The sequence below is a fragment of the Clostridiales bacterium genome (assembly GCA_014799665.1).
In the GTDB taxonomy this organism is placed as follows: Bacteria; Bacillota; Clostridia; order Christensenellales; family Pumilibacteraceae; genus Anaerocaecibacter.
Genome location: JAAVHP010000012.1, coordinates 148258 through 175091 on the forward strand (window position 1 = coordinate 148258; position 26834 = coordinate 175091).

General features: G+C 51.1%; 7 protein-coding genes and 2 tRNA genes. 3 read left to right on the top strand and 6 right to left on the bottom strand.

What is annotated here, in order from left to right; all coding sequences use genetic code 11:
• Window positions 1-10: 10 nt before the first annotated feature.
• Both HDT28_05580 and HDT28_05585 read left to right on the top strand, forming a co-directional pair.
• Window positions 11-11377, top strand: coding sequence for a hypothetical protein (locus tag HDT28_05580; protein ID MBD5132043.1), 11367 nt, complete (start codon window positions 11-13; stop codon window positions 11375-11377).
• Between the two features lie 358 nt (window positions 11378-11735).
• Window positions 11736-12716, top strand: coding sequence for a hypothetical protein (locus HDT28_05585; protein MBD5132044.1), 981 nt, complete (start codon window positions 11736-11738; stop codon window positions 12714-12716).
• Window positions 12717-12859: 143 nt separating this feature from the next.
• Here HDT28_05585 and HDT28_05590 read toward each other — a convergent pair whose 3' ends face one another.
• The 6 genes from HDT28_05590 to HDT28_05615 form a co-directional block, all read right to left on the bottom strand.
• Window positions 12860-13453 (bottom strand): dephospho-CoA kinase, encoded by a 594-nt coding sequence (locus tag HDT28_05590; protein MBD5132045.1) that lies wholly within the window; start codon window positions 13451-13453, stop codon window positions 12860-12862.
• Between the two features lie 27 nt (window positions 13454-13480).
• Window positions 13481-15976: a DNA polymerase I gene (locus HDT28_05595; protein MBD5132046.1), complete on the bottom strand. Its 2496-nt coding sequence runs from the start codon at window positions 15974-15976 to the stop codon at window positions 13481-13483.
• A 57-nt stretch (window positions 15977-16033) separates the two neighbouring features.
• Window positions 16034-16903 carry a radical SAM protein gene (locus HDT28_05600; protein ID MBD5132047.1) on the bottom strand — a complete coding sequence of 290 codons (870 nt, stop codon included), beginning with the start codon at window positions 16901-16903 and terminating at the stop codon, window positions 16034-16036.
• A 7-nt stretch (window positions 16904-16910) separates the two neighbouring features.
• Window positions 16911-18230, bottom strand: coding sequence for a hypothetical protein (locus HDT28_05605; GenBank protein MBD5132048.1), 1320 nt, complete (start codon window positions 18228-18230; stop codon window positions 16911-16913).
• Between the two features lie 95 nt (window positions 18231-18325).
• Window positions 18326-18402: transfer RNA gene (locus tag HDT28_05610), tRNA-Ile, on the bottom strand.
• A 119-nt stretch (window positions 18403-18521) separates the two neighbouring features.
• Window positions 18522-18597, bottom strand: a tRNA-Ala gene (locus HDT28_05615).
• Between the two features lie 237 nt (window positions 18598-18834).
• On the opposite strand from HDT28_05615, the gene HDT28_05620 reads away from it, so the two are divergent.
• Window positions 18835-26832 (top strand): leucine-rich repeat domain-containing protein, encoded by a 7998-nt coding sequence (locus HDT28_05620; GenBank protein ID MBD5132049.1) that lies wholly within the window; start codon window positions 18835-18837, stop codon window positions 26830-26832.
• Window positions 26833-26834: the final 2 nt, after the last annotated feature.

A 26834-nucleotide genomic window follows, 5' to 3' on the forward strand; every position in this document is an offset into this window, starting at 1 on the left:
GAGGTAAGGTATGAAAAACCGTCCAAACAACACAAATAGACTTCATCTAAGCGGAATGCAGCGCGCGCTGATACTGATAGTCGCATTAATTACGGCTATCGCGATATCGGTTACTTGCGCGTTGTGTTTTAACGTGTTCGGGTCTTCGCCGTCGGTAGACGACGTTACGCAGCCCGAACAGTCGGTTACGACTTCCGCTAACCGCGGTACGCTCACTGGCGATTGGAGCGGCGCGGGTAAGCTTAGTAACGGCGACGTTATTACATACGCCTATACGGGCGGCGTGCAGTCGATAAAGCTTCCCAAGGGTACGTTCACGCTTTCCGTCAGCGGTGCGTCCGGCGGTACGGGTTACAGCTCGTACACTGCGGTCAGGGGATTGGGCGGTACGACTAAGGCTACTATTACCCTTACCGCAGCCACTACTTTATATATAGTTGTAGGCGGACAGGGCGGAAATAATACTTCGTCTTATTTAACGACGCTTGCCGGCGGTTATAACGGCGGCGGCGCGGCACGTTCTTCGCGTAGTTGCGGTCACGGCGGCGGTGGTGGCGGCGGCGCAACCCATATCGCTACGGCTACCGGTACGCTTTCTTCGCTTTCAGGCAATACGGGCGCGATCCTTATCGTTGCAGGCGGCGGCGGCGGAGCGGGTAACAGCAACTCCTCGGCGTATTACGGCGGCGGCGGCGGTACGACTAAAACCGGCGGCACGGGCGTAGTGGCGGGCGGTAACGCAGGTACAGGCGCTAACGGCGGTCAAGCGACAGCGGGCGGTACGGCTTCTACTAGTACTCGTCCCGGTAGCGCAGGCAGCTTCGGCACCGGCGGTCAAAGCAGTACATCCAACTGCGGCGGCGGCGGTGGTGGCGGCGGCTACTACGGCGGCGCGGGCGGCGCTAACAAGAGCAGTTGTGTCGCTTACGGCGGCGGTGGCGGCGCGAGCTACGTAAAAGCGGGTATGACGAACTCGGTTTATACGCGCGGCACGACGGCGGGTAACGGTAGCGCAACGATAACCTGCGATAACGTCAACGTAGGACCTACTTCCAGAAACGCAACCATTACGAGCACTGCGGCTAACTACTACCGCGGCACGAGCCGTAACCTTACCATTGCGGCTAGCTCGATTGCTTACGACCCCGACTATACTAACATTTCGGGCGGAAATACGAACAACGTTTACTATACCAACGGCACTACCACTAACTACGATACTCTTCCGGCGGCAAACGCAGGACTTTTCCTTAACTCCGCGTGCACAACGCTTGCAACGAACTATCTCGATTGGACGTGGGCGGCGAGCACACTTACTATAACCAACATTAAAAAGATCCCGCGCAACGGCGTGGACGGCGCGACAGCCGATAGGCGATTAACGCTATACACAAGGGTTCGCGACGCGTTCGGTTCGACTACTACGCGCGGTGTTTCCGTTGCAATGTTCTATCTGACGGTAAACGACTACGCGATAACTTCGAAGGCCGCGCCGAATACCGCGAGTGCAAACGCAACGGTGTTTAAAAAGACTGGATATGAGTACCGTTACGGCTTGGCTGCTACCGCGACCACAGGCACCGATGGCGCAAAGCTTAACTATCAGGCAAGCGATAACGCATATAAGGTTTATCATCCTTCCGCAACGAACAGAAAGACGGTATTCCTTCCCAAGCCAATTTCACCCAACGATACGACCGCGTATACCATTTACGCAAGCGATCTTTATACGGATAGCGATACTTCGTATGATAAAGTAGCGTTCAAGAGCGTAGAAAATACGACCTCTACGGCCTATTATACGATCACTTATAATGCGGACAGCACTTACGCTACCGGCTTATACCCGTCTTTAACCGTTAAAGCCACGGGCGTGCGTCCCCCTCAAGCGACGTACGTCAAGGCGACCATTACGGCGCAGACCAGCGAAACGGCGACAAAGGTGGCTATCGGTTCGACGAATACCGATATAGATCTTGTTTTCCGTATCGCAAATACCCGTCCGTACTATGCATCGTCGGATGTAAGCGGTATTAACACAGGCATTGCGACCGAGCCGTACGTCGAGCTTAAAGCGGGCGAAACCAAACCTTTCAGCATAAACAGTCTGGTCTACGACATAGACGACGGCAATAACTTAACCTCGTACTTTGCCCAAGGCACGACCAATCTTATCGTGCCCAGCAAAGAGTACGTTCAGGTCGATATGTCCAATTTGAGCGTTAAGCTTAAAGGGACGAGTAATTACGCCAAGTTTGCGGGATCGCAAAACAACACTTCGACTACTACCGCTATGGGCAATACCGATACGGGCTTCAACAGCAGCGTAATAGCATTGGCAGGTAGCGGCGCGGCGGCAAACGCTTGCGTAACATATCAGTACACGAATAATAAGACCATAAGCTTCACAGCGCGTGCCGCTACTACTTATATGTACAGCGACTTCGACGGAAAAAGGGAGAGAACGGGCGACTTCTACGTATTGGTACGCATAATCGACCCGTCCGATACTTCCGATACCGGCTTGTGGTATCCCATTGCCATTAAGGTCAAATCGTCCGCGCCCACGGCAACGTCGCCTGCGGCAAACTTCTCGCTTGGCTTCGAGGGCTACACCCCCGGTACGCAAGATCCGTACAGCGGCAACGGCAGTAACCCTACGCTTGTTACGGGCGACAGCGTTTACCTTTCGCCTATAAGCTATATGACCGGCGGCAGTCTCGTTGCTGCGGGTACGACCACAGCGGACGGCAACGCCTATTCGGGCTCTGCTAATCCTTTCTTGCAGGACTCCGATATGCTTGTAACTACGGTGGGCGGTCACGCTCAGCTCAGCGAAGCCGTTTTCCTCGATACGAGAGGTAACGCCGATCCAATCATATACGACAATACGGAAAAGTTCTTTAACGTCGAGCTCGTAACGCTTAACATCCCTTCGGGAATTTTCAACGATAAAACTTATGCGTTGATCAAAACGACGGGTATTGTAGACGTAAGCAATTATACGAGCAGTAACACTGTAGCTATAAAAGGCTTGAAGATAACGGCGTTACGCGCGACCAACGATGAGTATTTCAGATTTAGGGTAAAAGTAGTCGACGTTCATGACACGACCGTTGTTTCTACAATTCCGATTTTTGTTAAAGTTGAGAACCGCGCGGTATCTCCCCGTCGCGGCACTTCCGACGCTTCGCAGCCTATCAATTACACATCAAAAGGAACGTTCCTCGCCAATAGCAATATCGGCGCCAAAGCGGTAAACTATACTATAGAGCGTAACGACGTAGTTCAAATTACGCCGTACGACTTCGTATACGATCCCGACGTAAACGACGTGGTTGCGATCAACCCGTCGCGTAGCGAATTCAACTCCAACCCCGAAGACGACGGCTTCTCCGACCTTGTAACGAATTCCATTCTTAAATCGTATTCTGTTACACACGCAGTGAGCCCGACGGCAACTCTTTCTTCTACGCCTGTTACGGCGCAAACGCTCAGCTTTGCCAATACCGATAACTTCCTTACCAACGCAGGTCAATATTCGAGCTACGTTACGGTCGGCTTCGGTACCGTTCAGGGTATTCCCGTAATCAATATCACAGGTAATTCGCGTACGACTTCTGCCGTCGTTCAGCTTCGCTTTACTGTAAGCGACGGCTATTCCAATATGGAATTCCTCGTAACGGTTACCGTTCTTAACGCTAAGCCTGTGCTCAACACCGCGGCTAACAACAAGCCTTCGAGTTCTACAGATAAGCGCGTTTCCGCTCCTTATTCCATGGCGGTTACTGCTACGACTAACAACCCCACGTCCTATCAGTTTACGTCGGCGGAGGTTGCCTACGATAAGGACGGCGATACGCCTACCTTCGTTCCCGGCACTATCAAAGTAGCTGCGCTTCTCGATAAGACCAAAAATCCCGAAACGTTCAACTACGATACGGGCGAGTTCGGCACGTACTTTACCGAGTACTTAAAGGTCGACGGCAGCGGCAACTACGTAAAGGCGGACGCTTCCGACGCTAAGTACGATCTATCCGATTACATAAGCGCGTCGCTGTCAAAGAACAGCATGGGCGAGGACGTTATCGTCATTCGCGCGCTTTCGTCCACGCAGCTTTTCCCGTTGCCTATCTACGTTATATTCGACGTACAGGACGGCTACCGTGCGCAGGTTCAGTACAACACCCTCTGCATTTTGGTCGATGTTGTCAACACTCTTCCTACGGAAAACACGGAAACGCTTACTCAGACGATAGACGAGAGCAACAATAACCATATCGACTATCACTGGATGATCAAGTACGATAATACGGCGGAAAAGAGACAGCCTCGCTATATATTCAACAGCAAAGAGCTTCACGATTCCGGCGTAGTAAACGCGTCCGCGAACAATAAAATGTATTTGTTCGACGATGCCGACGCAATGCAGAACGTTATTCTCGCGCCTGTATCGTGGGCGACCAATTCGAGTGACGATAAGTTCGAACAGCCTATCGCAAAGGTTGACAGAAAGGAAGGTATAAGCGAGAGCGCGTTCAACACCTATACTACCTCCGCTGTTATTTACTCGCAGACCTACCAGGAAGCGACGGGCGACAGCAAGTGGATCTCTGTCGAAATCCTCTATTACAAGAAGACGCTCGACACTAACGGCAGGGAAATTTTCGTTCCGATTGGTGCGGACGACGTTCGTTCTACCTGCCAATATTGGGCAATTAAAATAACCGATAACGGCAACGGTACGGAATACTCCACGAGGTTCGGTATCGCCGTTAAGGACGACCACGACGGCGCAACCTTGTACAATGCGACCAAGACGGAAACTTTGGGCGAATACTCGTCGACCGTAAGGTTCATCGACCTCTACTACGATTACGAGAGCCCGAATATCACCGCTATGCACGAGTACTACCGCACCGATCCCAACGTCGAGGCGAAAACTCTCGTCGACGCATCTGTTACCAGCCCCAAGACGACCGATTACCTCATCAATACGACAGGTCTCGGTACGCTCGACTATCCCAAGAAGGATACGACGGTAGGCTATTACACGCAGGACAAATTGGATACCTACGCGTTCGCGGAGCGCTTCCAATACGCCTACTTCGCAAAGACGGTAACTATCACGAGCCAGAGCGATTCCACGTTTATCGATTCGGCGGCTTCGTATAAGCATTTCCCGTCAAGTCCTTTCTATTACGATCCCATTAAGGTATCGGCAAGTGTCAGCAACGGAACGAAAGTTCCCATGAGCTATATAGCCATGCCTGCCGACGGCACCGTCCAAACGGAAGGTCGTACTCACGTAACGTTTGCCAATGCGTACACTTCGTCGCAGGCTAACGCGCTCCTCGATAACGGCGACAGCTACAAGTATTGGGGCACGGGATCTAATCTCGATCTCGTTCTCGATAACCTTACTCTTACCGATAACAAAGGCGGCAGGTGGTCTGGTTCTTCGGGCGAAAACTCCATTAAGAACAACCCCTATATTGATATAACCTACGAGTACGACTTAAATTACATTAATTCCGAGGGGTATATTAACGACCAACGTTTCTACCTTTCGGCGATTAAAACGGGCGAAACTGTAGGCGCTATTTCCGAGCCTCCCGTTGTATGGGATCAATGCGACGGCGTTAAGGGCGTAAGTATGTTCCGCGAGGATAAGTACGGCTTCAATATCAAAAAGAAGTCGGTCGCGGAGCGTTCGAGCGGATTGCTCACCCTTACCGTTGCGCTTAAAACGGTGTCGAATACGGTGACGGTTACGGACTCCAAGGTCCAGTATATCAGCGTACAAATCGACGTCGACAACTCCAAGCCGTCCGTCGAGTACACCAATCCCGAAACCAATAAGACCAACGATATCGACGGATATTCGGACGACGTTCACGTAAAAATGACGACGAGCGACGTCGCGGGTAAGACCGTTGCGTTGATTGACAAAAAAGCCACCGGTACGGACAGTATGCTCGGTGATTACAGGCTCTATTATAACGACGCCGATAAGACCGACACCATGAAGTTCTATATGGCTTCGGCGTTGACCGGCGGTTTGTCCGCGGCGGAGAGCGAGCATATCCAGCAGGCGTCTACGTACGCACTCGGCGGTACGCCTCGCGCGGTTTACAACTATTACGACCTTACCGTCACGTCGACTACGTCGGATAAGGGCGAAACGTACGCATATAAGTACTATGACGAGGAATATAAACTTCAAACTGCGGCGGACCTTCAAGACGCTATAAGCAAATCGTACGTGACTACGATGAAGGAAGCCAACCCCGGCTATAACAAGTTCTTTACGGTATCGCCGAGCGAGGGCGTTTCGTCCACGTTGCAGTTTATTCCGGTAGCTAAGACTCAGCTCAATATTCCTCAGAACGAGCTTAAAACGACTGCGAAGCAGCAAGAGCTGTATGAGAAATACCACCTCAAGGTCGACGGCGACTACAATATCTACTATCCGTTCAGAGTAATATTCTACGATGAGGTAGACGGTTCGTCGTTCCTGTCCGGTAACTACGTAACGGCAATCATTCGCGTTTACGTGAATAACGACCCTCTTGCGCTCAACCGTTCGGTCTTCTATAACGAAAAAGGCCAGCTCAATAACTACGCGGCAATCAACAGCTCGTCTACTTACAGGAATAACGCCGCTTACTCGTTCAGCCTGTCCAAGAACACTAACTTCTTTGTAGACGTTACCAATCTTCTCGTCGATAACGATATCGTACTCGGCGACAGCGGTTCGTTCGTTACGAGCGAAGCACAGCTCAGTAGTTCTTCCGACGACGAAGATACCAAGACGTTTAAGAAGTATACTCATGACTACTTGACCATGCCCGAAACTGCCGGCGGGGATTCCAACTACACGTATGTAGGCGCGGCTTCCCGTACTACGCTTCCCGTCAAGGTCAAGACCGCAGCTCAGGCTAAGACGGAAAACGGTATCGACGTAACCGATACTACTATCATGTTCACGGCTACCAGTGCGTTCAGCGGCACGGTCGACCTTCTGTTCTCGTTCAAGGACAGCGCCAAGCCCGAAGATACCACGACGCCGCAGGAAATCGTGTTCTCCATTTCGTATAATAACGAGAACCCGACTGCGAACGCGGCTACCTTCAAGGGTGCGGATATCAGAACGATCGAAATGACGACGGGGCAGAGCTTTAAGCTTTACGCCGCCGACCGCAACGATTTCCTTCGTAAGACGGATAGCGGCACCGGCGAGATCCTCAACTACGGCGATCAGGACGGCGGTTTCAGCTGGTATGAAACCGTAAAGAACAACTACGCCAGCGAAAACTATGCCGAAGCCACCGACGCTACTGCGCTTGACGCCGCATTCGGCACCAACACTTCCAACTATCTCGGCTCGCTTATCGTAGGCAGCGACGATGCGGCAAGCACGCTCCGTTTCCAGACGCCCAAATACGACGAGGGTAATACCGACAGTATGATCACGCACACGGGCAATTACAGAATAACGCCCGAGGGCGCGACGAGCGGCGGTCAGTTTATGTGCTACGAGTTTACGGCAAACGGCGTTTGCAATGTTTCTTTAACGCTTACGCTCGTAGACGGCGGCGGCAAGACTGTCAGCGTTCAGTTCAATATAATCGTTCGTTCGAGCGCGCCTAAGACGATAACCGATCAGGCAACGCTCAACAAGACGGGCGCAAAGGTGCTTAAATACGTAGAGCATCCCACCGGCGACGGCTCGGAGGGCACCGTTTACGAAATCGGTAACAGCACCAAACCGGAAGAGCAGTTCCACGTAGGCGACAGCGTTTCTATCCGTCTCAGGGACTTCGTATCCGATATCGACCTTTACGACGACGCAGGTCTCACCGTTAATCAAAACGCGGACCGCTCGTACTTCCGCATCACCAACCCCAATAACGTAAACGCGATCGACGTCAAGGCGGAAACGCCTATGGCCGACGAGAATATCGTTATTACCGCGACAGACGTTATCAACGTTGCAGACAAGTATTCGTACGTAACCTTCGCGGTCAGAGACGCGCACGGCGAGGTTTCGGGCACGATCACAATTCGCGTATACATTACCGCGGGCGATATCCAATCGGTAGCCGCCTCTAAGGCGTATGCCACTACGATCATGAGCTACGCCGAGTATACCGAAAACTACGAGCCCGTCATTATCCCGCTCGTATCGAACAACAAGGCGAACGCTACGCTGTTCTACGACGGCGACGCTGAGGCGGAAAGTGCGGCATACGACGTTTACGTTTACGCCATGCTCAGAAAGTCGGGCGACAGATACGTTGCCGTTAAGGCGGATGAAATGGCTGCGCTCACCGAATCCGAGAAAGGCGATTATATGTTGGCCTATCGCAGAGACGGCGACTTCAACGATTCCGCAGACAGAAAGAATTTCGACCTCGCGACTTACACCAACAGCTTCTTCACGATCTCCATCGCGCAGAACGGTAAGACTTTGACGATCGTTCCCAACTCGGCTTCGATTGCTTCGAGCGGCACATCGCTTGATAACATCCCGCTTTACATCACCGTATCCAAGCGCACGTACAACGACGAAGGCTCGTCGCTTACAGCTAAGGAAGTCGCTGCGCAACTGACCGCTTCGGTCAAGAACTCGCAGCTTATGGCTACCGAGGCGACCTCGTTTAACATGGGTTATCCCCAGGTAAGCGTTCCGAGCTCCGACGAAAACGAAGAAGACACCTTGATTTACCGCGACGAGGAATTCCTCACATTTACGGGTACCGCGGGCGACTCGCTCACTTGGGATATTTACAACCTCGAAGATCCCGAGTACGGCTTGTTCTACGACTACGATATGCTCAACGTTAAGGACCGTGCGTTCAGCAGCGCCGAGAGCATAATAATGTCTACCGCTTACGACGTTGTTCCCGAGCGTGCGGAAACCCTGACGGGCCTTGGCGATATCGTTACCGTTAGCTTCGATAACAACACGCACAAGGTAACTATCAAGATCAACCGCAAGACGTTCACGGGTCAGCCGCCTACCGGTGGTTACGCGAACGAAGACCGTTACAAGTACAGTAACGTTAAGGTCACGCTTTACGCCGCGGATACCTTGACTAGCCGTGCGGGCATGAGCGATAAGAGCAAGCTTGCAAAAACGGTTATCAACGTTCGCGTCGAGAACGACGTTCCCGAAATCAAGACCATAAACGATTTCGACGCAACCGAGACCAAGCCCGCATACGCGATTACTTATTCGATCGTTGAGGGCTACACGCTCGACCAAACGCTCGAAAGAGGTAAGTCGTTAAGACTCAATATCAGAGATATCATTTCCGACGCCGATATAGACATGGACGAGTACGTGCTTGTTTACTCCGGCAACGAGAACAGCCTTATGGGCAACGACGGCTATCTCATGAACCAAACGGCTTCCAACGAGGGTAGAATTATTCGCAACAACGAAACGCTGTTCAATGTTCGCACGTCCAATGCAAACAATAAGTACAACGTATCCTCGCTCGCGGCTATTACATTCGAATGCGTGTCCGCAAAACGCGGCGCGACGGCAACCGTTCAGCTGTGCTTCCGCGACTCCATTCAAACATCGGTAACCAGCGTTCTTACAATCAACCTTACCGTAGATAACCTTGCGCCGTATGAGAAACCGGGCGCTAACAAGACGATCACGGTTATGGGCGCGGGTAAAGACGCAGTCGGTGACGAAATAACCGAAAAAGCGGTTACGCTGAGCATACTCGACTTCATTACGGACGATAACGGCGACGCATACGATGCGGAAGCCAAAAAGGCGGAAGTCGGCGATAACTCTAACTTCACGCATACCTACACGTATATCGAGGAGATAAGCGTTTACAACACCGATAACGGCGATCCCAGCCTTCGTCCGAGTATTTACGGTCCTAACAAGGACGGCGTAGTAAGAGACGACCAGGATCCCATACCCGAGGTTACCGTTTGCTCGGTTGACCCGTCCTATTCGGACGCATACCAGCAGTCCTTCACGATTACTCCCACCGCCGGTGTTTACGGGCGCCAGAAGGTCGGTATCAAGATTAAGGACAGCGGCTATATCGACGGCGCGCAAGCCGGCGTAATCGATGGCAAAACGTTCACGCTTATAATCGACATTATAATAGCCAATCCGCTCGAAGACGTCGACCTAACGCTCGAAACGCAAACGATCGCTTATGGTGTTACTCGCTCGATAGACGTTGTAGCGCTCCTCGGCGAGCAGAACGCTCAGGGCTACACGATTAAGAGCCTTATAGAGGACGGCACTAACAATCTTGAAATTTATGCTCCCGGTCAGGCGGCGGGCGCGCTTACTTCGGCGGCTACGACCTCTGCGTCGTCCATCGACAGCTGGCGCATCTACGCCAAGACCGAAGGCTCCTCGGCTAACGTTAACGTCGTGTTCGAGGCGGGTAATGTAACGATCGATCGCGTGCTTCCCGTAGTCGTTACGACCAACACCGCTCCCGATTATAAGGGCGGCAAGACGCTTTACGAATACACGGTGGAGAAGCTCGACGATCAGCAGACGCGCACGATCAAGATTTATCCCGAAATGTGGTTCGAGGATATCGACGCCGAAGACTTCATGGCGTTCGTCGATCCCGTCACATCGTCGCAATCGTCTAAGGTCAAAGCGATGTTCGACTACGACGATACGGTAAACGGCGGCAGACCGTTCATACTGCTTACCTTTAATTACCGCGGCGAAGCGGATATCAACTTCAATGTAACCGACCTTTCGGGCAGGGTTTACAACCGCACGATTACGGTAACCTGCACCAACGCGCCCGAAATGACCATGTGGGTAAGAATGATTTCGTTCATACAGGCGCACTGGTTCTGGTTCTGGATCATACTCGCTTGCATACTCTTGTTCTTGATCCTGCTCATTATCCTTATCATAGTTATCGTCAAGAAACGCAAGATGAGAAGGGAAATCGAGGCGCTCCTCGAATCCGAGACCGAGCTCGAAGAAGAAATGATGCGCTTGAACGCGGCAGCAGCTCCTTACCAATCGTTCGGATACTTGCCGCCTACGTCGCAAACCATGACCGATACCGGCTTCATGATCGGCGGTGGACAGAGCGCGCCTATGCAGAACAGCTTGCAGCTCAACGCTGGCTCGGGTATCCCGTCGCAGTCGGCGCAGATCAACAGCGTGCCCGGCAGCAACAGACCCGCATCGATGAGTACCGGCGCAATGCCGCCGCGTCAAGGTCAACCTGCAAGACCCGCGACGTCCATGCCCGGTAATATGCAGCCTCAGCGCCCTGCGCAACCGCAGCAACAGCAACGCCCGCAACAGCCTCAGCGCCCCGCGAGCAACGACGGGTTTAACCCCGACGAGTTCTAATCAACAAAAAGAAAGTACGGTGTAACAACCGTACTTTTCTTTTTCCTTACTTCTTTGAAAAGGAGTAAGCAAGAAACTTTTAGTGTTGTGTGTTTGCGGAAATGAATATATATCGTTAAACCCGAATAATTTCGTAACGAGATTAATAGCCCAACGATAAAAAGAAAGTACGGTTTACGGTAGTTCCCATAGGGAATTTTACCACAGAAGCAGAATATAAGTATAGCGCACTATACCTTGCATGCAAGGTATAGTGCGCTTAATCGTTTTACTTTTTATATTATTGGGTGTATAATAACGGAAAGATAAACAATAATTTAGTGAAACCATCGTATTTGCAACAGAGGTATTTTGGAAAATGAATTATATTAAAAAATTCAAGTTATTCTTGGAAAAAATCAATATAGATTTTGAACAATATGCAAATTGCACGATTACCGATAAAAACGGTAACGAATACTTATTTTCGCAAATAGACGAGGAAAAGATAAAGAGCTTCGAATGGGCATATTTTCTTGCCGAGCACAACCAAATCATTTTACTCAACAACACACAAGAGACCATGGACAGCATCAAAGCAATCCGCGAATACCAAAATGGGCGGCTGGGCACAATAGGTAAGCATTACGACAGTGAATACAAAGCCTACGACGGGGAGCGATTTGATTACGCAAAAGACATCTATTATTTAATACGCGACACACTCGCCGGCAAACGGTTCGGCAATACGTACCCTATGTATCTCGAGGACGGCAGCGCCGATAATTTTTTAATTTGTTTAGCCTCGTTACCAAACACAAAAGGACTTATGGAAGATCTCACAAAGCACGTCAAGAAGTTGGCGACAAAGCTGGGATTATACATTTTTCCCATATCAGCAGTCTTTCCAAAACGCCTCGTAAAACCGTTCAGTCAAAGAAACTGCGAAATCGGTGGCGTTTTGATAGAGAAAAATCACCGCAACGAAGATCGCAACGCCTACTTTATCGCCCAATGCAAGGCAAAGCTGCGGGAGAAACGCGCAAAACAAATGGATTTTGTCATGACGCAAGAAGAGGATGCCAAATTTACGGCGAAAGCAAAAAAGCTGTACGATGAAATCAAAGTATACGGCTTGGACGGCATTGCCAAAGAAAGTCCGCGGCTTGGCATTGGGAATTATTTGATAGACGTTTTCAAAATTCTTTTATACAAAAAGTGGGTATCTTACAAAAATATCGTCAATCTCGAAGTGGATGCAGGATACTTTTTCCATATGTACGAAGATAGATATGAAATTCCGGCGAAACAAGACTTAATATTTGAAATTATCGATGAAGTTGAAGAAAGGTATTCATAAAGAAGTAAGCTCGATAAATTACAATTTATCGGGCAATTATAAAAAGTGAAGAATTTTTTAGTTCTTCGCTTTTTATAATCCCTATGGGAAGTGCGCTTTAGTTGCCGTACTTTTCTTTTTTGTTTTTATTAATTTTAAATATGTTAACTATTACTAATTTGCACAAACAGATTAACGGTGTCCTTGCAAAATTCCTTTATCGGCTTGTCGGACGAGATGCAGTAGTCGGCGAGGGTAGCGCGGTACTCGTCGGGAATTTGTGCGTCGATCAAGCGCTTGGCGCTTTCTTCGTCCATGTCGTCGCGCGCCATGAGCCGTGCTATTCTCTTACTGTAAGGACATACCACGCACACAGTGCAGTCGCACAGTGCCGATAACGCAGTTTCGAAAAGTAACGGCGCGGAAAGCACAACGTGGCGCACGCACGTGGCGAGAATGCGCTTTATTTCGGCTGTAATTCTCGGGTGGGTAAAATCATTAAGCTTGTGCATATCGGGCGCGGAACGGCTTATAAGCGCACGTAGCGCGGTGCGGTCGAGCCTTCCGTCCTTTTCGCATTGCGGAAAGAGCGCTAAAATCTCTTTTTCACCGTCCGTCCACGGACCGAAAAATTGGCGCGAGATCTCGTCCGCGTCGATCACGTTAAATCCGTATTCTTCGAGTGCGTTCGATGCTATCGACTTGCCGCTGGCTATTCCACCGGTCAATCCTATAACAATACCTTTAGCCGATTCCATAAAAAATCAACCTTAATAATTTCTAATTTATTTACATTCCATCCAGTTATTGCCGACGGCAATATCTACGTTGAGCGGAACGGACAACGTGACCGCGCCTTCCATTTCTTCGCGAAGTATATTTTTGACTGCGTCGATTTCGTCGGGTGCGGTGTCGACGATAAGCTCGTCGTGGACCTGCATTATCAGCTTTGATTTCATGCCTTCGAGTCGCTTGCTGACCTTGATCATGGCGATCTTGATTATGTCGGCGGCGGAGCCTTGGAGCGGGGTGTTCATGGCTATGCGCTCGCCGAACTTGCGCTCCATGTACTTAGCCGAGTTAAGCTCGGGTATCGACCTGCGCCGCCCGAACATGGTTACGGCGTAGCCGTTTTCTTTCGCACCGATAATAAGTCCGTCGAGGTACTGCTTGACGGCGGGGAAGCGATCGAAATACCGTTTGATATACGCTTCCGCCTTGCTCGGCGCAATATGAATGTTTTGGCTCAGCCCGTAATTGCTTATGCCGTAAACTATGCCGAAGTTGACAGCCTTGGCGTCGCGGCGCATTTGCGGCGTTACCTCGTCCAGACTCATGCCGAACACCTCTGCGGCGGTCGAGGCGTGAATATCCTGTCCCGAGCGGAACGCTTCTATAAGCTTGGGATCGCCCGAGAAGTGGGCGAGAAGTTTAAGCTCGATCTGGCTGTAATCTGCGTCGACGAGAACGTTTCCGCGCTTAGGCACGAACATGGAGCGAATAAGCCTGCCCTCGTCGGTGCGGGTCGGTATGTTTTGGAGATTGGGGTCGGTGGACGACAGCCTGCCCGTGGTCGTTACCGTTTGGTTAAACGACGTGTGGATGGTGCAGTCGGGGCGAAGCGCCTTGCGCAGTCCGTCGATAAACGTTGATTTCAGCTTGGAATTGAACCTGAACCGCAAGATCTCGTCCACGATCTCGTACTCGCCCGAAAGCTTTTGCAAAACCTCGGCTTTGGTCGAAAATGTCTTTGCGTTCTTTTCGGGATAGGGTATGCCGAGGTCCTCAAACAGCAGCTTGGCGAGCTGGTAGGGCGATTTCAGGTTGATAGTGTCGTTGCCCGAGAGCACGCGTATGCGCTCCACGTTTTGGCGTTCGAGCTCGGTAAAATTCGCGTCGATCTCGTCGAGCCGCGCGCGGTCGACGGTGAACCCTTCGTTTTCCATGTCGAACAGCACGCGCAAAAGTTTGAGCTCGATACCGCCGTACAGTTCGAGCATACCGCGGTTTGTGAGCGCGGTAAGGCACTCGTCGCGCACAGAGAACAGCTCGGCGGCGGAAGTCGGCGCGAGCCTGTATTCCAATAGATATGCCATGAGCGCCACGTCGTCGGCGTTCTGTATTTCGGCGGGCGCGATCTTGTGTAAAAGATCTTTCAGTCCGTACGTTATGACGTGACCGGTGAGCGCGGAAGAAAGCGCGGAAACGCACCCGTCGATGGTGAACGTGCTGAGAAGCGTGTTTGTGACGGGCGCTACGTAGTCGGTCTTGCCGTCGAACGCGAAATGTACGCCGTCGGGCAGAACCACGAACGCGATTTGCTGTGGCGCGGAATTTGCGAGCGCGGTGAGCTCGGTTTGCGAGGATAGAGTGACCGTTTTGTAAACGTGATCGAGCTCGATAGGCGCGTCCTGCGGTACGGGCTCGAACATATCCGTTTTGGCGAGCATCGATTTGAACTCGAACCGCGAAAAGGTTTCGCGCGCCGTGTAGGGCAGTGGGTATATGCACTTGCACTCGTCTATATCGAAGTTCAGCGGAACGTTTACGTCGATTTTAGCAAGCTTTTGGGAAAGGTATGCGTTATCCTTGTCTGCGGCCAGCTTATCGTGCCGACTGCCCTTGATCTCGTCGAGGTGCGCGTAAACGCCGTCGAGCGAGCCATAGGCTGCGAGCAGTTCAACCGCCGATTTGTCGCCAATGCCCGAAACGCCGGGGATATTGTCCGACGAGTCGCCGGCTAGCGCTTTAAAGTCCACTACCTGATCGGTCGTCACGCCGAAGATCTCGGGTACGCTGTCGGGCGATACGTCGACGATATCGCTTATGCCTTTCTTGGTGAGAAGCGCGTGGGTCTTGTCCGATACGAGTTGAAGGCTGTCGCGGTCGCCCGTAAGGATATAAGTGAACGCCGAGGACTTAGCCGCGAGCGTGCCGATAATATCGTCCGCTTCGTAGCCCGCGAGCTCGAACTGCTTTATTTTAAGCGCGGAAAGCAGGTCTTTCAGCGGCTGCATTTGCAGGGCAAGATCGGTGGGCATGGGCTTGCGCGTCGCCTTGTAAATGGGCGTCAATTTATGCCGAAAGGTGGGCGCGTGAACGTCGAATGCCGCCGCTATATACTTAGGGCGGTATTGTTCGATAAGCTTGACGAGCATGGTCGTGAACCCGTAAACCGCGCCGATAGGCTCGCCGCGCGAGGTCTTCATGCCCGACATTGCGTAGTACGCCCGATTGACGAGCGAGTTAGCGTCGATAAGAATAAAGCTGTCTTTTACCATAGTAATTGTAGTATACTACAATTTACCGAAAAGAGCAATAGAATTATAAAAGTATCTCTAAAACAACCGCAGCTGTTCGTATTTCGGTTTTTGCTCGAACTCGTGAAGATAGGCGAATACCTTGTCGTTACTGTGGACTATGCCGTAGCTTTCGCAGGTAGAGTGATAAAGCCGCATAAGCGCGGAATTATTCGGACTTGCTATCTCGTACGAATTGCCGTAGGCGGTTATGTATTTCTGTTTTAGACCGGGGAAGTGCTCGTCCAGTTTTTTATAGAAGTACTCGCGGTTGCCGCTTCTGAGCGTAAGCCCCATGCCGAAATTGATCATGCCGTACACCATGGCTCTTGCGCAATAGTCGAGTATTTGCGAAACATTCTCCTGCGTGTCGTTTATGTACGGCAGTATCGGGCACAGCCACACTACGGTGGGAATACAGTTGTCGCGTAAAATTTCGAGGACTTCGACGCGCCGGGAAGTGGGGCAGACGTTGGGTTCGAGTATTTTGCAAAGCGTATCGTCGGCGGTGGTGAGCGTCATCTGCACGACAAATTTCGTTTGCGCGTTTATTTCTTTTATCAGATCCAAATCGCGCAGAACAAGGTCGGACTTGGTCTGCACCGTCATGCCGAACCCGTAGCGGCGGGCGAGTTCGAGCGTTTTTCGCGTAGTTTCAAGCGACCGCTCTATATGAAGATACGGGTCTGACATTGCGCCCGTGCCGATCATGCACTTTTTGCGCTTGCGTTTAAGTTCGCTTTCGAGCAGTTCTACGGCGTTGGTCTTAACGGCTATGTCCTCGAACTCGTGATCCATGCCGTAACACTCGCTGCGCGCGTCGCAATAAATGCAGCCGTGAGTACAGCCGCGGTAAATATTCATTCCGCCGCTGCTCGATAAAATATGCTTAGCCGTTATCCCGTGCATTTAAACCTTACTCTTGCACGTAATCGATTTGTTCGATCTTGTATTCGCCGGACTTGGACAGGGTGACGAGGGTAGCACCGCGCTGCTCCGTTTGCTTGGCTATGCGTGGGTAGGCGATATAATCGATTGATTTGGAATACACCAGATCAACGCCCTTGTACTTAACGCCCATATTGTTCAAGTGGTCGTGCCCGACGAACACGGCGTCGGTGCTTTTCTTTTCGAGTATCTTATCGAAAAAGCCTGTGTCTACGTCGGGGCAGCACACCGATTCGCCGTTGGTTCCGAACAGTTTTTCCGCTTCGCCTGAGTTTTGCGCGAGCGCTTCCTGTGCGTCGGCAAACGCCCTGAACGGTATGTGCATATACACGAACGAGCGTACGATTTCGTCGCCCGTCGAAAGCTCGTCGATGGTATCCGAATACCATTGTATTTGGTCGGTATGCACCGAGTCGTAGTTGTTTATTTCTATACTGCCTTGCACGTAGTCGTTGGAATCTATCAAGAACAGAATGCGGTTAAGGCTTCCGTCGTTGTTCTCCACGCGGATATACTGGTTGTATCTGCCGTAAATATCGGGTTGCTTTTCGGCGTACAGCATGGGCGCGTTTTCGGATTTGAAGTGGGAAAATAGTCCCGACAGGGTTTGCGAATCGTAGGTTGCGACAGCTTCTGTGTCGTGATTGCCGTAAACCATCATCCACGGAATGCCTACGTTATTCATGAAAGTGCAGAACTGGTACATGGGCTTTAAGTTGTTGCTGTTGAACGTTTGTACGGGTATGGGGTAAACAATATCGCCCGTAACGATTATTAGATCGGGCTGAGCTTCTTTTATAAGCGTGTAGCACGCGTCGAATGCTTTTCTGTCCGTCGAAATGGTGTTTATGCCGCCGGAAATATGTACGTCGGTAAGTTGGAGTATCTTGCACTCGTCGTTCTGCGACGAAACGGTGTATACGCCCGTTTCGCGGTCGTAGCTGTACTCGCTCGTATGCTCGAATACGCTGTAATCGAGCGACTCGATATACTTGTTGTTATATTCGGTGCCGCTCAAAACTATTTCGTACACCGAATAAGCGAGCGCGCCCGTTATCAGGATATTCAAAACTATGATTATAGTTATTTTAAGCCACTTGATCGATAGCTTTCGAAAGGGTAGAATAAGCGCTATTCTCAAAACGAAGTTGATCGCCGCAATGACCAAAAGCAAAGCGTAAAGCTGATAACCGCCGAAAACCACGCTTAATATTACGTATACCGCAATAAAAATTGCCCAGTATACCGACCATTTGATTACTTCTTTTTTTACAGGTGTCATTTGCATATGAAAAGTATACAATACGAACGCGCAAAAGTCAACCCGATTTTAAAAGCCACTCATTCCTACCAAGCAAAAACGACCCATTCGGGTCGTATTGCTGGTAGGAATGAGTGGACTCGAACCACCGACCCCCACCTTATCAGGGTGGTGCTCTAACCTGCTGAGCTACATTCCTTTATTGTTATATTTGTTTTCGGTTGTTTATTGTCGAACCACGACCCCCACCTTATACTCGCTTCGCTCGTGCTTCGTAACAGGGTGGTGCTGACTGCCGAGCTACGTTAATTCGTTTGGTGGTGGAGATTAGCGGACTCGAACCGCTGACCCTCTGCTTGCAAAGCAGATGCTCTACCAACTGAGCTAAATCCCCATGCGAACGTTAATAATATTAACAAATTTTGTTTTGTTTGTCAACCATTTTGGCTATAAGAATTTAAAATTTATTCATATTAATGAAAAAACTTGTAAAAACATATCCTTTTTTGTTTGACAAGTGAATAATGTTTGAATATAATAAAATAGTATGATGGGCGAAATATGATGACGTTACGAACGCTATTTCGAACAAGCGGTACGTAATTGAGATTATATTAAGGTGATTACCGTCATGACCCATCTCAAAAAGAAATATACGATCTTAGTAGGTGCGTTAATCATTCTTGTGTGTCTGTTGATTAGCGTATTTTCTTTGTGCGTTAAAAAAGAGGAATCGGCGAGCGCCGATATAGTAACGTTCGACAGTGCGACTAATGGACTCGATATATCGGGAACTACGTTGAACGGTCTTAGCGATAAAAGTTTTATAGATCCGTTTCATCTCGTTATTCCAAAAGAAATAAGGATAATTCCCGCAGGCGCGTTCAAAGGCACGAACGTTGTAAGCATTAAGTACGAAGCGGGTCGTTCCTCAGATGCGTATCTTAGAATTGGAGAGGCTTCTTCGACCGCCGCCGGTGCTTTTGCCGACTGTATTTCTCTCCAAACCGTTGATTTGCCCGATAGTACCAATGAGTCAGGTAGGGTAGGCGCGAATACGTTTAACGGCTGTACTGCGTTAAAGAGCGTTACGGTACCGACCGCCGCATATTCAGTTTGGTATAACACTTATAAAGGCTGCTCCGCTTTGGAAACGGTAACGTTCAGAGATACCTATACTGTTAAACGTAATATATATGACAGTGCGTTTAGCGGGTGCAGTTCGTTAATAAATATCGATACGTCTAAGGTTGTTTTAATAAATGCCAATGCCTTTTATAATTGCCGAATGTTGACACATCTCGATCTGTCGGGACTTACGAGTAACGCCGGATCAAATGCGTTTTCCGGCTGCGTCAGACTCGTCGACGTAAAATTAAGCACGAACGCTAACGTAACTAATAAAACCGCGGGCGGGCTTTCTTATCTTTTGAATACCTACACGGATGGGAACGGTTCAAAGCTCGTTAAAATTCCGCGTGAGGTCAATGGAGAGGTCGTAAGCAACTACGTGTTCTGCCAAAAGACGAATACGACGGGTGCAAAAACTTCTTTCCTTGCTTCGAGTTATGATAATAGCAGCAGTGCCGCTGTTGATCCCCCCAATCAAAACGTTTCCACCGGTTTCGGTGTTACGTGCACGAATGGCAATTGGTATCTCGTAGGCTATGAAGGCGACGGCACCAATAACGACGAGAGCTACGACGTAAGCAAGCCCATGAACTTCCCGACGCTCGACGAACTTAGAACTGCAACGGGCGACTCGTCGATAACAAAATACGATATAAACAATTACGCGTTCTACATGATCCACGCACAGAACGTTAAAATTCCCGATTTCGTTGAAATAGTCGGAAACAACGCGTTCAACACTTCTGCAATGCAGGTTGCCGATTTGTCGGGTGCGAGTAAACTGATTACTGCCGGCTATTTTGGTTTTGCCAACAACACAGGCGTTGTCGTTTATCTCCCCGATAGGGTAAATAACAATAAGCACAATACCGACGACGTTATTTGGATGGGTAGGGGTTGCGTCAACGGCGTGCCGTCGCTTATCGTTATGCCCAACTACAAGTCCTACGACGCGCTCAGGCAATCGATGCATTCGTATTTGGGTTCGTTCGTCGACGTGCTTACTTATTACGTGCCTATCGAGCTTCACTATACGGGTGCGGACGGCGGCGTAGAGACCGAATACAGATTGTGGAATAAAACGTACACTTACGTCGAGCAGGAAGGTAGCCGTTTGTGGGAATACAACACGGCAAAGACCATTCCCGTGCAAAAGGGATATTCCTCGTCGGTGTGGTACAGCGCGTATAACGCTCAAACAGGCGTATATTCGGGCAAAGTGACCGAGTCGGGACTTAACACATTGCTCAGCAATAGCGTACCGTCCAACTACACCATACATTTGTATGCGCATACCGAAAACAAGCCGAACGGCAGTTCGCCCGACGACGACAGCGTTATCGAAACGACCCCGTATATGTTCGACAGCGACGAGTCCTACGGTTTGACGGTAAGCGAGATAAACAGGCTGCTTGCCGCGCACGCGGGCAGCGGCGTTAGTATGACCGACAAGATGAGCGCGGAAATAACTTTCTACGCCAATGCTGCGGGCGTGCCGTTCTCGACCGATCTCCCGAGCACGATACGCAATGCAGGCACTTACGAGCTGACTATTCAGCTTAACCCCGCATACGGCGCGTGGGAAAAGCCCGCCGTCATTACGGTGATGATCGCGCAGCAGGAGATAGTTCTTTCTGACTACGATAATCACAAGTTCCAGCTTACGAGCGGCGTCAACCTGCGCGACGGCAGGCTTTGGCTGGACGCCGACAAAACTCCGCACCAAGAGCAGTTCGACAAGACCGATCCCTCGATCGTGCGCACGCCTATCGACGTAGAAAACGCCTACGTGCGCTACAACAACGCCGAGCAGAAGATCGAGCTTGTAAACGTTCTCGAAGAAAACGGCGTGCCCGTTTTCAACGTGATAAGTAACGATACGGAAACCACTGCCGAGCGCAAGGCGTACACAACCACGTTTTCGCTTAGCCTTACTTATGACGGTAAAGACGGCACGCACTACGATTTCTCCAATAACTACTGTTTTGTAAGCAACAGGGATAACGAGGACGATCCCGACTTAAATAGGCGGGGCGTTGCGCTGTTCCCTGCGGGCAGCTCGGCTTTTATCACCAAGGTGTGGTATATCGTCGACGTGGATAACTACTTCGCGATGCCTTTATCAGAGGGGCAGGCGTTGCCCGATTCGTACGAAGTGGCTTCCTGGGTATACGGGTTGGGTAATACCGTTTTGCCGAAAGTATTATACGGCGCGGCGGAAAATATCTCGTTCACGCTCAGGTACACCAACGCCGAGTACGGTAAGGACGGTATTGCGGTAACGCCCGTCGACGGCACGTATACGGACGATAAGAGCACGTTGTCCAAGGCGTTGGTTCACGAAAGCTATTCAGAGTTCGCCGATTATATCAATGCTTCCATGCCCGTCGGCAGATACGAGCTTGTGCTGTTCTTCCCGGACGTGTATACGCACAACGTGGACGGCAGCTGCGTGTACGACGAGCCATCCGGCGACGATATAAGCAATTACACCAAGCACGACGAGATCTATACGGTATACTATTTCGACGTGACGACGGCGCCGCTTAGCGACAGCCGAGTAACCGAAAAGGTGGAAGCGATCAAATCGGGCTTGACCGAAACCGAGATCACGTTTGAGTACGACGGGGAAAGCAAGTTCCTTGACCAAACGAACACCACGCTTGTGACCGCGCTTACCGATCTTAACGTTACTAAGACGCGCGCGGGCGAGTGGGCAAAGTCGGTTTACGACGATTGCTTCGGCGGGTTCGGTATCACGTACAATCTCGAAAAGGCGCAAAACAATTACTACGCCGCCGCGGATAAGTGCGACGTTACGCCCGTCGATCCCGGACGGTATATCGTTTATTATCAGCTGAGCGCCAAGAACTGGCAGTCGCTCGTCAACCCCAATTCCGACGACGCGGGCAGTGCGAACTACCGCAGGAATTATTACTTTAACGTAATAATCGAAAAGAGCGTAGAAGTCCCGACGGTCGCTTCCGTAACGTATACGGGTAATAGCGTGTCGCCGCTCATTACTTACCACGACAACTCCGTCGCATTGTCCGTCGTTTGGGACGCCGACGACGATTACGTAGAGGGCGGTGCTCACTACGTTACGTTCCGTCTTGCCGATTATCCCTATTATTATTGGGCGCAAGACGATAACGCAAATATCCAAATAACAAACGCCGAAGCACGGGTCAAGTTTATTATCAGCGCGATCGCCAACGACTGGGCGTTACAGCCCGTTATAAATGGTTGGACGTACGGCTCCGCCGAAAATGTCATCGCCGCCAAGTCCTACTACGGCAATAGCGAAATTAAGTTTACCTACTATAAAGGAATCCCCGACGGCACGCTGGGCGAATACACCGTTCCCGCGGGTGCAACGGGCTACGCTACGTTCGAAGCGTTGAAGAACGCCAATAAGACAGATGGCAAGCTCAACGCGGATAATTATTACGTTTTGGCGAAGGTTGCGGGGACTTCCGATTATACCGAGCTTTCGTTTGTTTGCACGTTTGCGGTCGCAAAGAATACAAAGTCCGCGCCCGTGCTTGCCGAAGCCACATACAACGGCGGCGCGCAAAAGGTTTGCTTATCGGGTACTGCGGTCGAGCTTGCGGATACCGATGATTATACCGTCAGCTACGCGAGCGATATAAAATACGCAGGACAGTACGACGTTACGTTTACGCTTAAAGACAAAATAAATTATAAGTGGAGCGGTGCGGCAGCAGACGACGGCGTATATACCGCCAAGTTTATCGTCAAGTCCGCGCAAAACGGCTGGGTGCAGTCGCCGAGCGTTATAAGCTGGCAGTGGAACCAATACGACAGGGCGGTCAATCTTTTCTCCGCCGTGCCCGCTTACTTCCAAAAGTCGAGCGGCGTAACTGTCGCGCAGCAAGCCGTTACTTGGTTTATTTACTCCGACGCGAACGGTCAAAACTTAGTCAACAAAACCTATACCGATACAGAGAGCAATACTTCCTATAACCTTAAAGACGGGTTTACGCTCGTTGCCGAGAACGGGAAGTGGGTCGTGCCCGCGTGGGTCGAACAGCTTCTGAACGAGTTGGATGCGCAGACCTGGTATCTTCGTGCGGTCGTCGAGGGCGGCTATGACGAAAACAATACCGCCGATACGCGCATGAATTATGACTTCGGCGGCTTGGGCGGCGCGGACACTACGCCCGTTCCGTTCGTTATTATCGTCGCGGCGAACTCTTGGGAAAAATCGTCCAACGTGTACGGCTGGTCGTACGGCGATTATAAAAACGGCACGAGCATAACGCTCGCCGAGCCGCGCTACGGCAACAAGGCGGACGGCAGCGCCGTGACCTATTATATCAGGAATAATACGAGCGATACCGTTCTTTTCAGCTTCAATCTGGATGCGGACGGGTTAGTAAAGCAAGCAGATCTCACGAAATTGAACAACCTTTCGGCAGGCAACTACCGCGTAACGGTTTACGTTGCCGCAGCCGCAAATAAATACGGCGCGCTGAGCGTAAGCTATCCGTTCGTTATCGACAAAGCGGCGAACGCCGTTTCGGCGCAGATCACGGGCTGGAAGTACGGCGAGTATGCCGATAGCAAGGTAGCTATAAGCTATAACGGCGAGAGCGCCAAGTTCACGCTATTTAATTCGAACAGCGTAAAAGAGGGCGAGTACGCTACCGTAGCCGATTTAAAGGCTAAGCTTGCTTCGCTCGATTCGGGTACGTACAGCGTAGAGATTTCGGTCACGGGCGGCGCGAACTACGTAAGCACTACAACGCCTGTCACCGTCGTGTTCAAGATCGAGGGCGGCGTGAACAGCTTTGTAAACGGCACGCCTATTATCAAAGTCGGCGGTAATTCCGTTACGTCGTTCGGCTATACGGGAAATACCGACGGCGTTTCGCTCGACCATACAGTGACTCACGGTAACGACTCCGCAGCGTTTACGGTGTGGTATTACAAGGCTAATTTGGTCGGCGGCGTGTACGTTAAATCCGATACTCCGCTTGCGGCTTCGGGTATGCCCACAGCCGTCGGCGCGTATTATGTAGTGGTAAAATGCTCGGGCGTAACAAACTACGAGGATTTGGAAGGCGAGCTGTTCTTCGAGATAACAAAGGTCGATAACGTCTGGACGGAAAACGGCGCGCCTGCGGTAGGCGGCGGGCTTATTTACGGCGATAACGGTTCGTTTACGTGGACGGCGCCGAGCTCCGTACTCGGCGGCGAAACGGTCGTAACTATCGACGGCACTGCGGTCGATAAAGACTCCGTTTTGTCCAAGCTTCAAGCGCTCGGCGCGGGCAATCACACCGTCGAGGTAGAAGTCAAGGGCACGGCTAACTTTAACGCGCTTATAAAGACTATTAACTTTACCGTCAACAAGGCGGATAACGTTTGGGTAAAAGCACCCGAGATCGTAACAGCAGACGGCAAAAACGGCTGGGCATGGGGCGCGTATAAGCCCGATACTATAAAGACCGCTTTTACCGTTTATGACGCTCGGTTCGAGAACGCGGAGGTTTCGTACGTTATAAGCAGCACCGGCGGTGACGCATATTCGCTCACAAGCCTTGCGAGCGCGAACGTAGGCAATTACACGCTGACCGTGACAGCCAAGGAAACTAACAACTATAAGTCGTTGACGGCTACCGTCGATTTCCAAATATTTAAGGCTTCCAACGATTGGGTAAGTATCCCGTCCAAGACCAAAACGTATTCGTGGGACTACGGCGATACGATTGATGTCGAAACCAAGTTCGGCGCGGTCGCTGCCAAGTACGGCGTGGTTGCGGTATCGTACCGCAAGTCCGGAAGCGCCGTCGTTTACAACGATTTACCTACGGCGGTCGGCAATTACGAAATCGTTTACAAAGTAGTCGGAACAACCAACTACGACGGAATTATCGAGAGCGTTCCTTTCGAGATAAAGGGCACCAAGCTCACGGCATGGACGGTCGGCTACGGCGTTTCGTCCTATTGGGCATGGAACGGCTACGACAAAAACACCAACGTGTTTAAGGGCGTTCCCGCAAGTGGTGGCAAGGTTGAGTATGCGGTATACGACGCAGATAACAAAACCGAGCTTATCGGTAAATTCAAGCTCGACGAAAACGGCTTTGTGTCCGACGCTATCGAAACCAAGCTCAAAGCACTTGAAGCGGGCAAGTACACGCTCCGCGTATACGTAAGCGAAAAAGAGGGCTACGGTGCGTTTGAGGAGAAAACCGAAATAGAGGTCGCGCTTGCCGAAAATTCGTGGACGGTTTCGCCCACGGTAGTGCCGTGGGTAGTCGGCGCGTGGTCGGCGGGCGACGGCAGTACGGGCTCGGTCGGCAACGTTCCGCAGGCCATGGCTAAGTACGGCGACGTGGAAATAGTGATCAAAAAGATCAACACCGACGGTACGCTCAGCGAGCCATACTACAAAGCGACGCACAAGCAGGATGGTTCTGTCAAAGAGGATATCAATCTTTTCGACGGCTCGACCGACTTGAACTTTGCGGGCGCGTACCGACTCATAGCTACGGTCGCGACTGTCGACGGCAAGTATGCCGGCAAGGACGGCGCGCTGTTTACCGAATCGGTAGAGTTCCAGGTGTTCGCGTCGAGCGTGGATATTCCCGCCAACTATTGGCGCACGCTTCCCGCTATCGATAACTGGACGGCGGGTGACAAGGCGAGCGTGCCGCAGGGTGCGCCTCTTCGCGACGATAAAGCCAATCCCACGCTGTCGTTCACGTATTTCTCGCTTAAATACGACGCTACGGCGCGTAAGTGGGTAGTCGACAAACAAGTCGCGCTCGATAAGATCACGGAAGCGGGGCGGTACAGAATGGTCGTAGAGGTTTATCCAGAGCAGACCACGCACCGCGACCACCTGCGCGCCGAGATCGATTTCAATGTGGATCAGCGCGTAAACAATTGGACGGTATCGCCGTCGATCGCCGATTTCTTCTTGTCAGACGGACCTTCCGCTCCGTTGTACGAAACGGTCGAGAAAAGCGAAGTAACTGTTTTGTACAAGCGCAAGGACGCGGCGAACAGTACGGCTGTTGCCGAAATGCCGAACGAGCCGGGCGAGTATACAATGGTTGTGACCGCCAAGGCGGCGCACTGCGAAGACCTCTATGCCGAGTACGACTTTAAGGTGCTTGTATCCACTAACGAGTGGTTGGAGCTTCCCACGATAGAGAACTATTCCGAGGAGTTTGGACCCGTCGCGCCCGTCGGCGCATCCAAGTACGGCGAAATCGTTTACACTTGGTACACTGCGGACGGCACGCCTTTGGACGAATGCCCGACCAAAGAGGGCGAGTATATAATGGTCGCTACCGTCGAGCTGTACGGCTTCGAAACGCTCACCGCCGAATATGCGTTCACTGTAACGCCCGCGTTCGATAAGACTTTCGTTATAATCGATATCGTGCTCGGCGTGATCGCGTTTATCGGGATCATCGTACTTATAGTAATAGGCGTCAAGAAAAAACGCTTGCTTCGATAGAC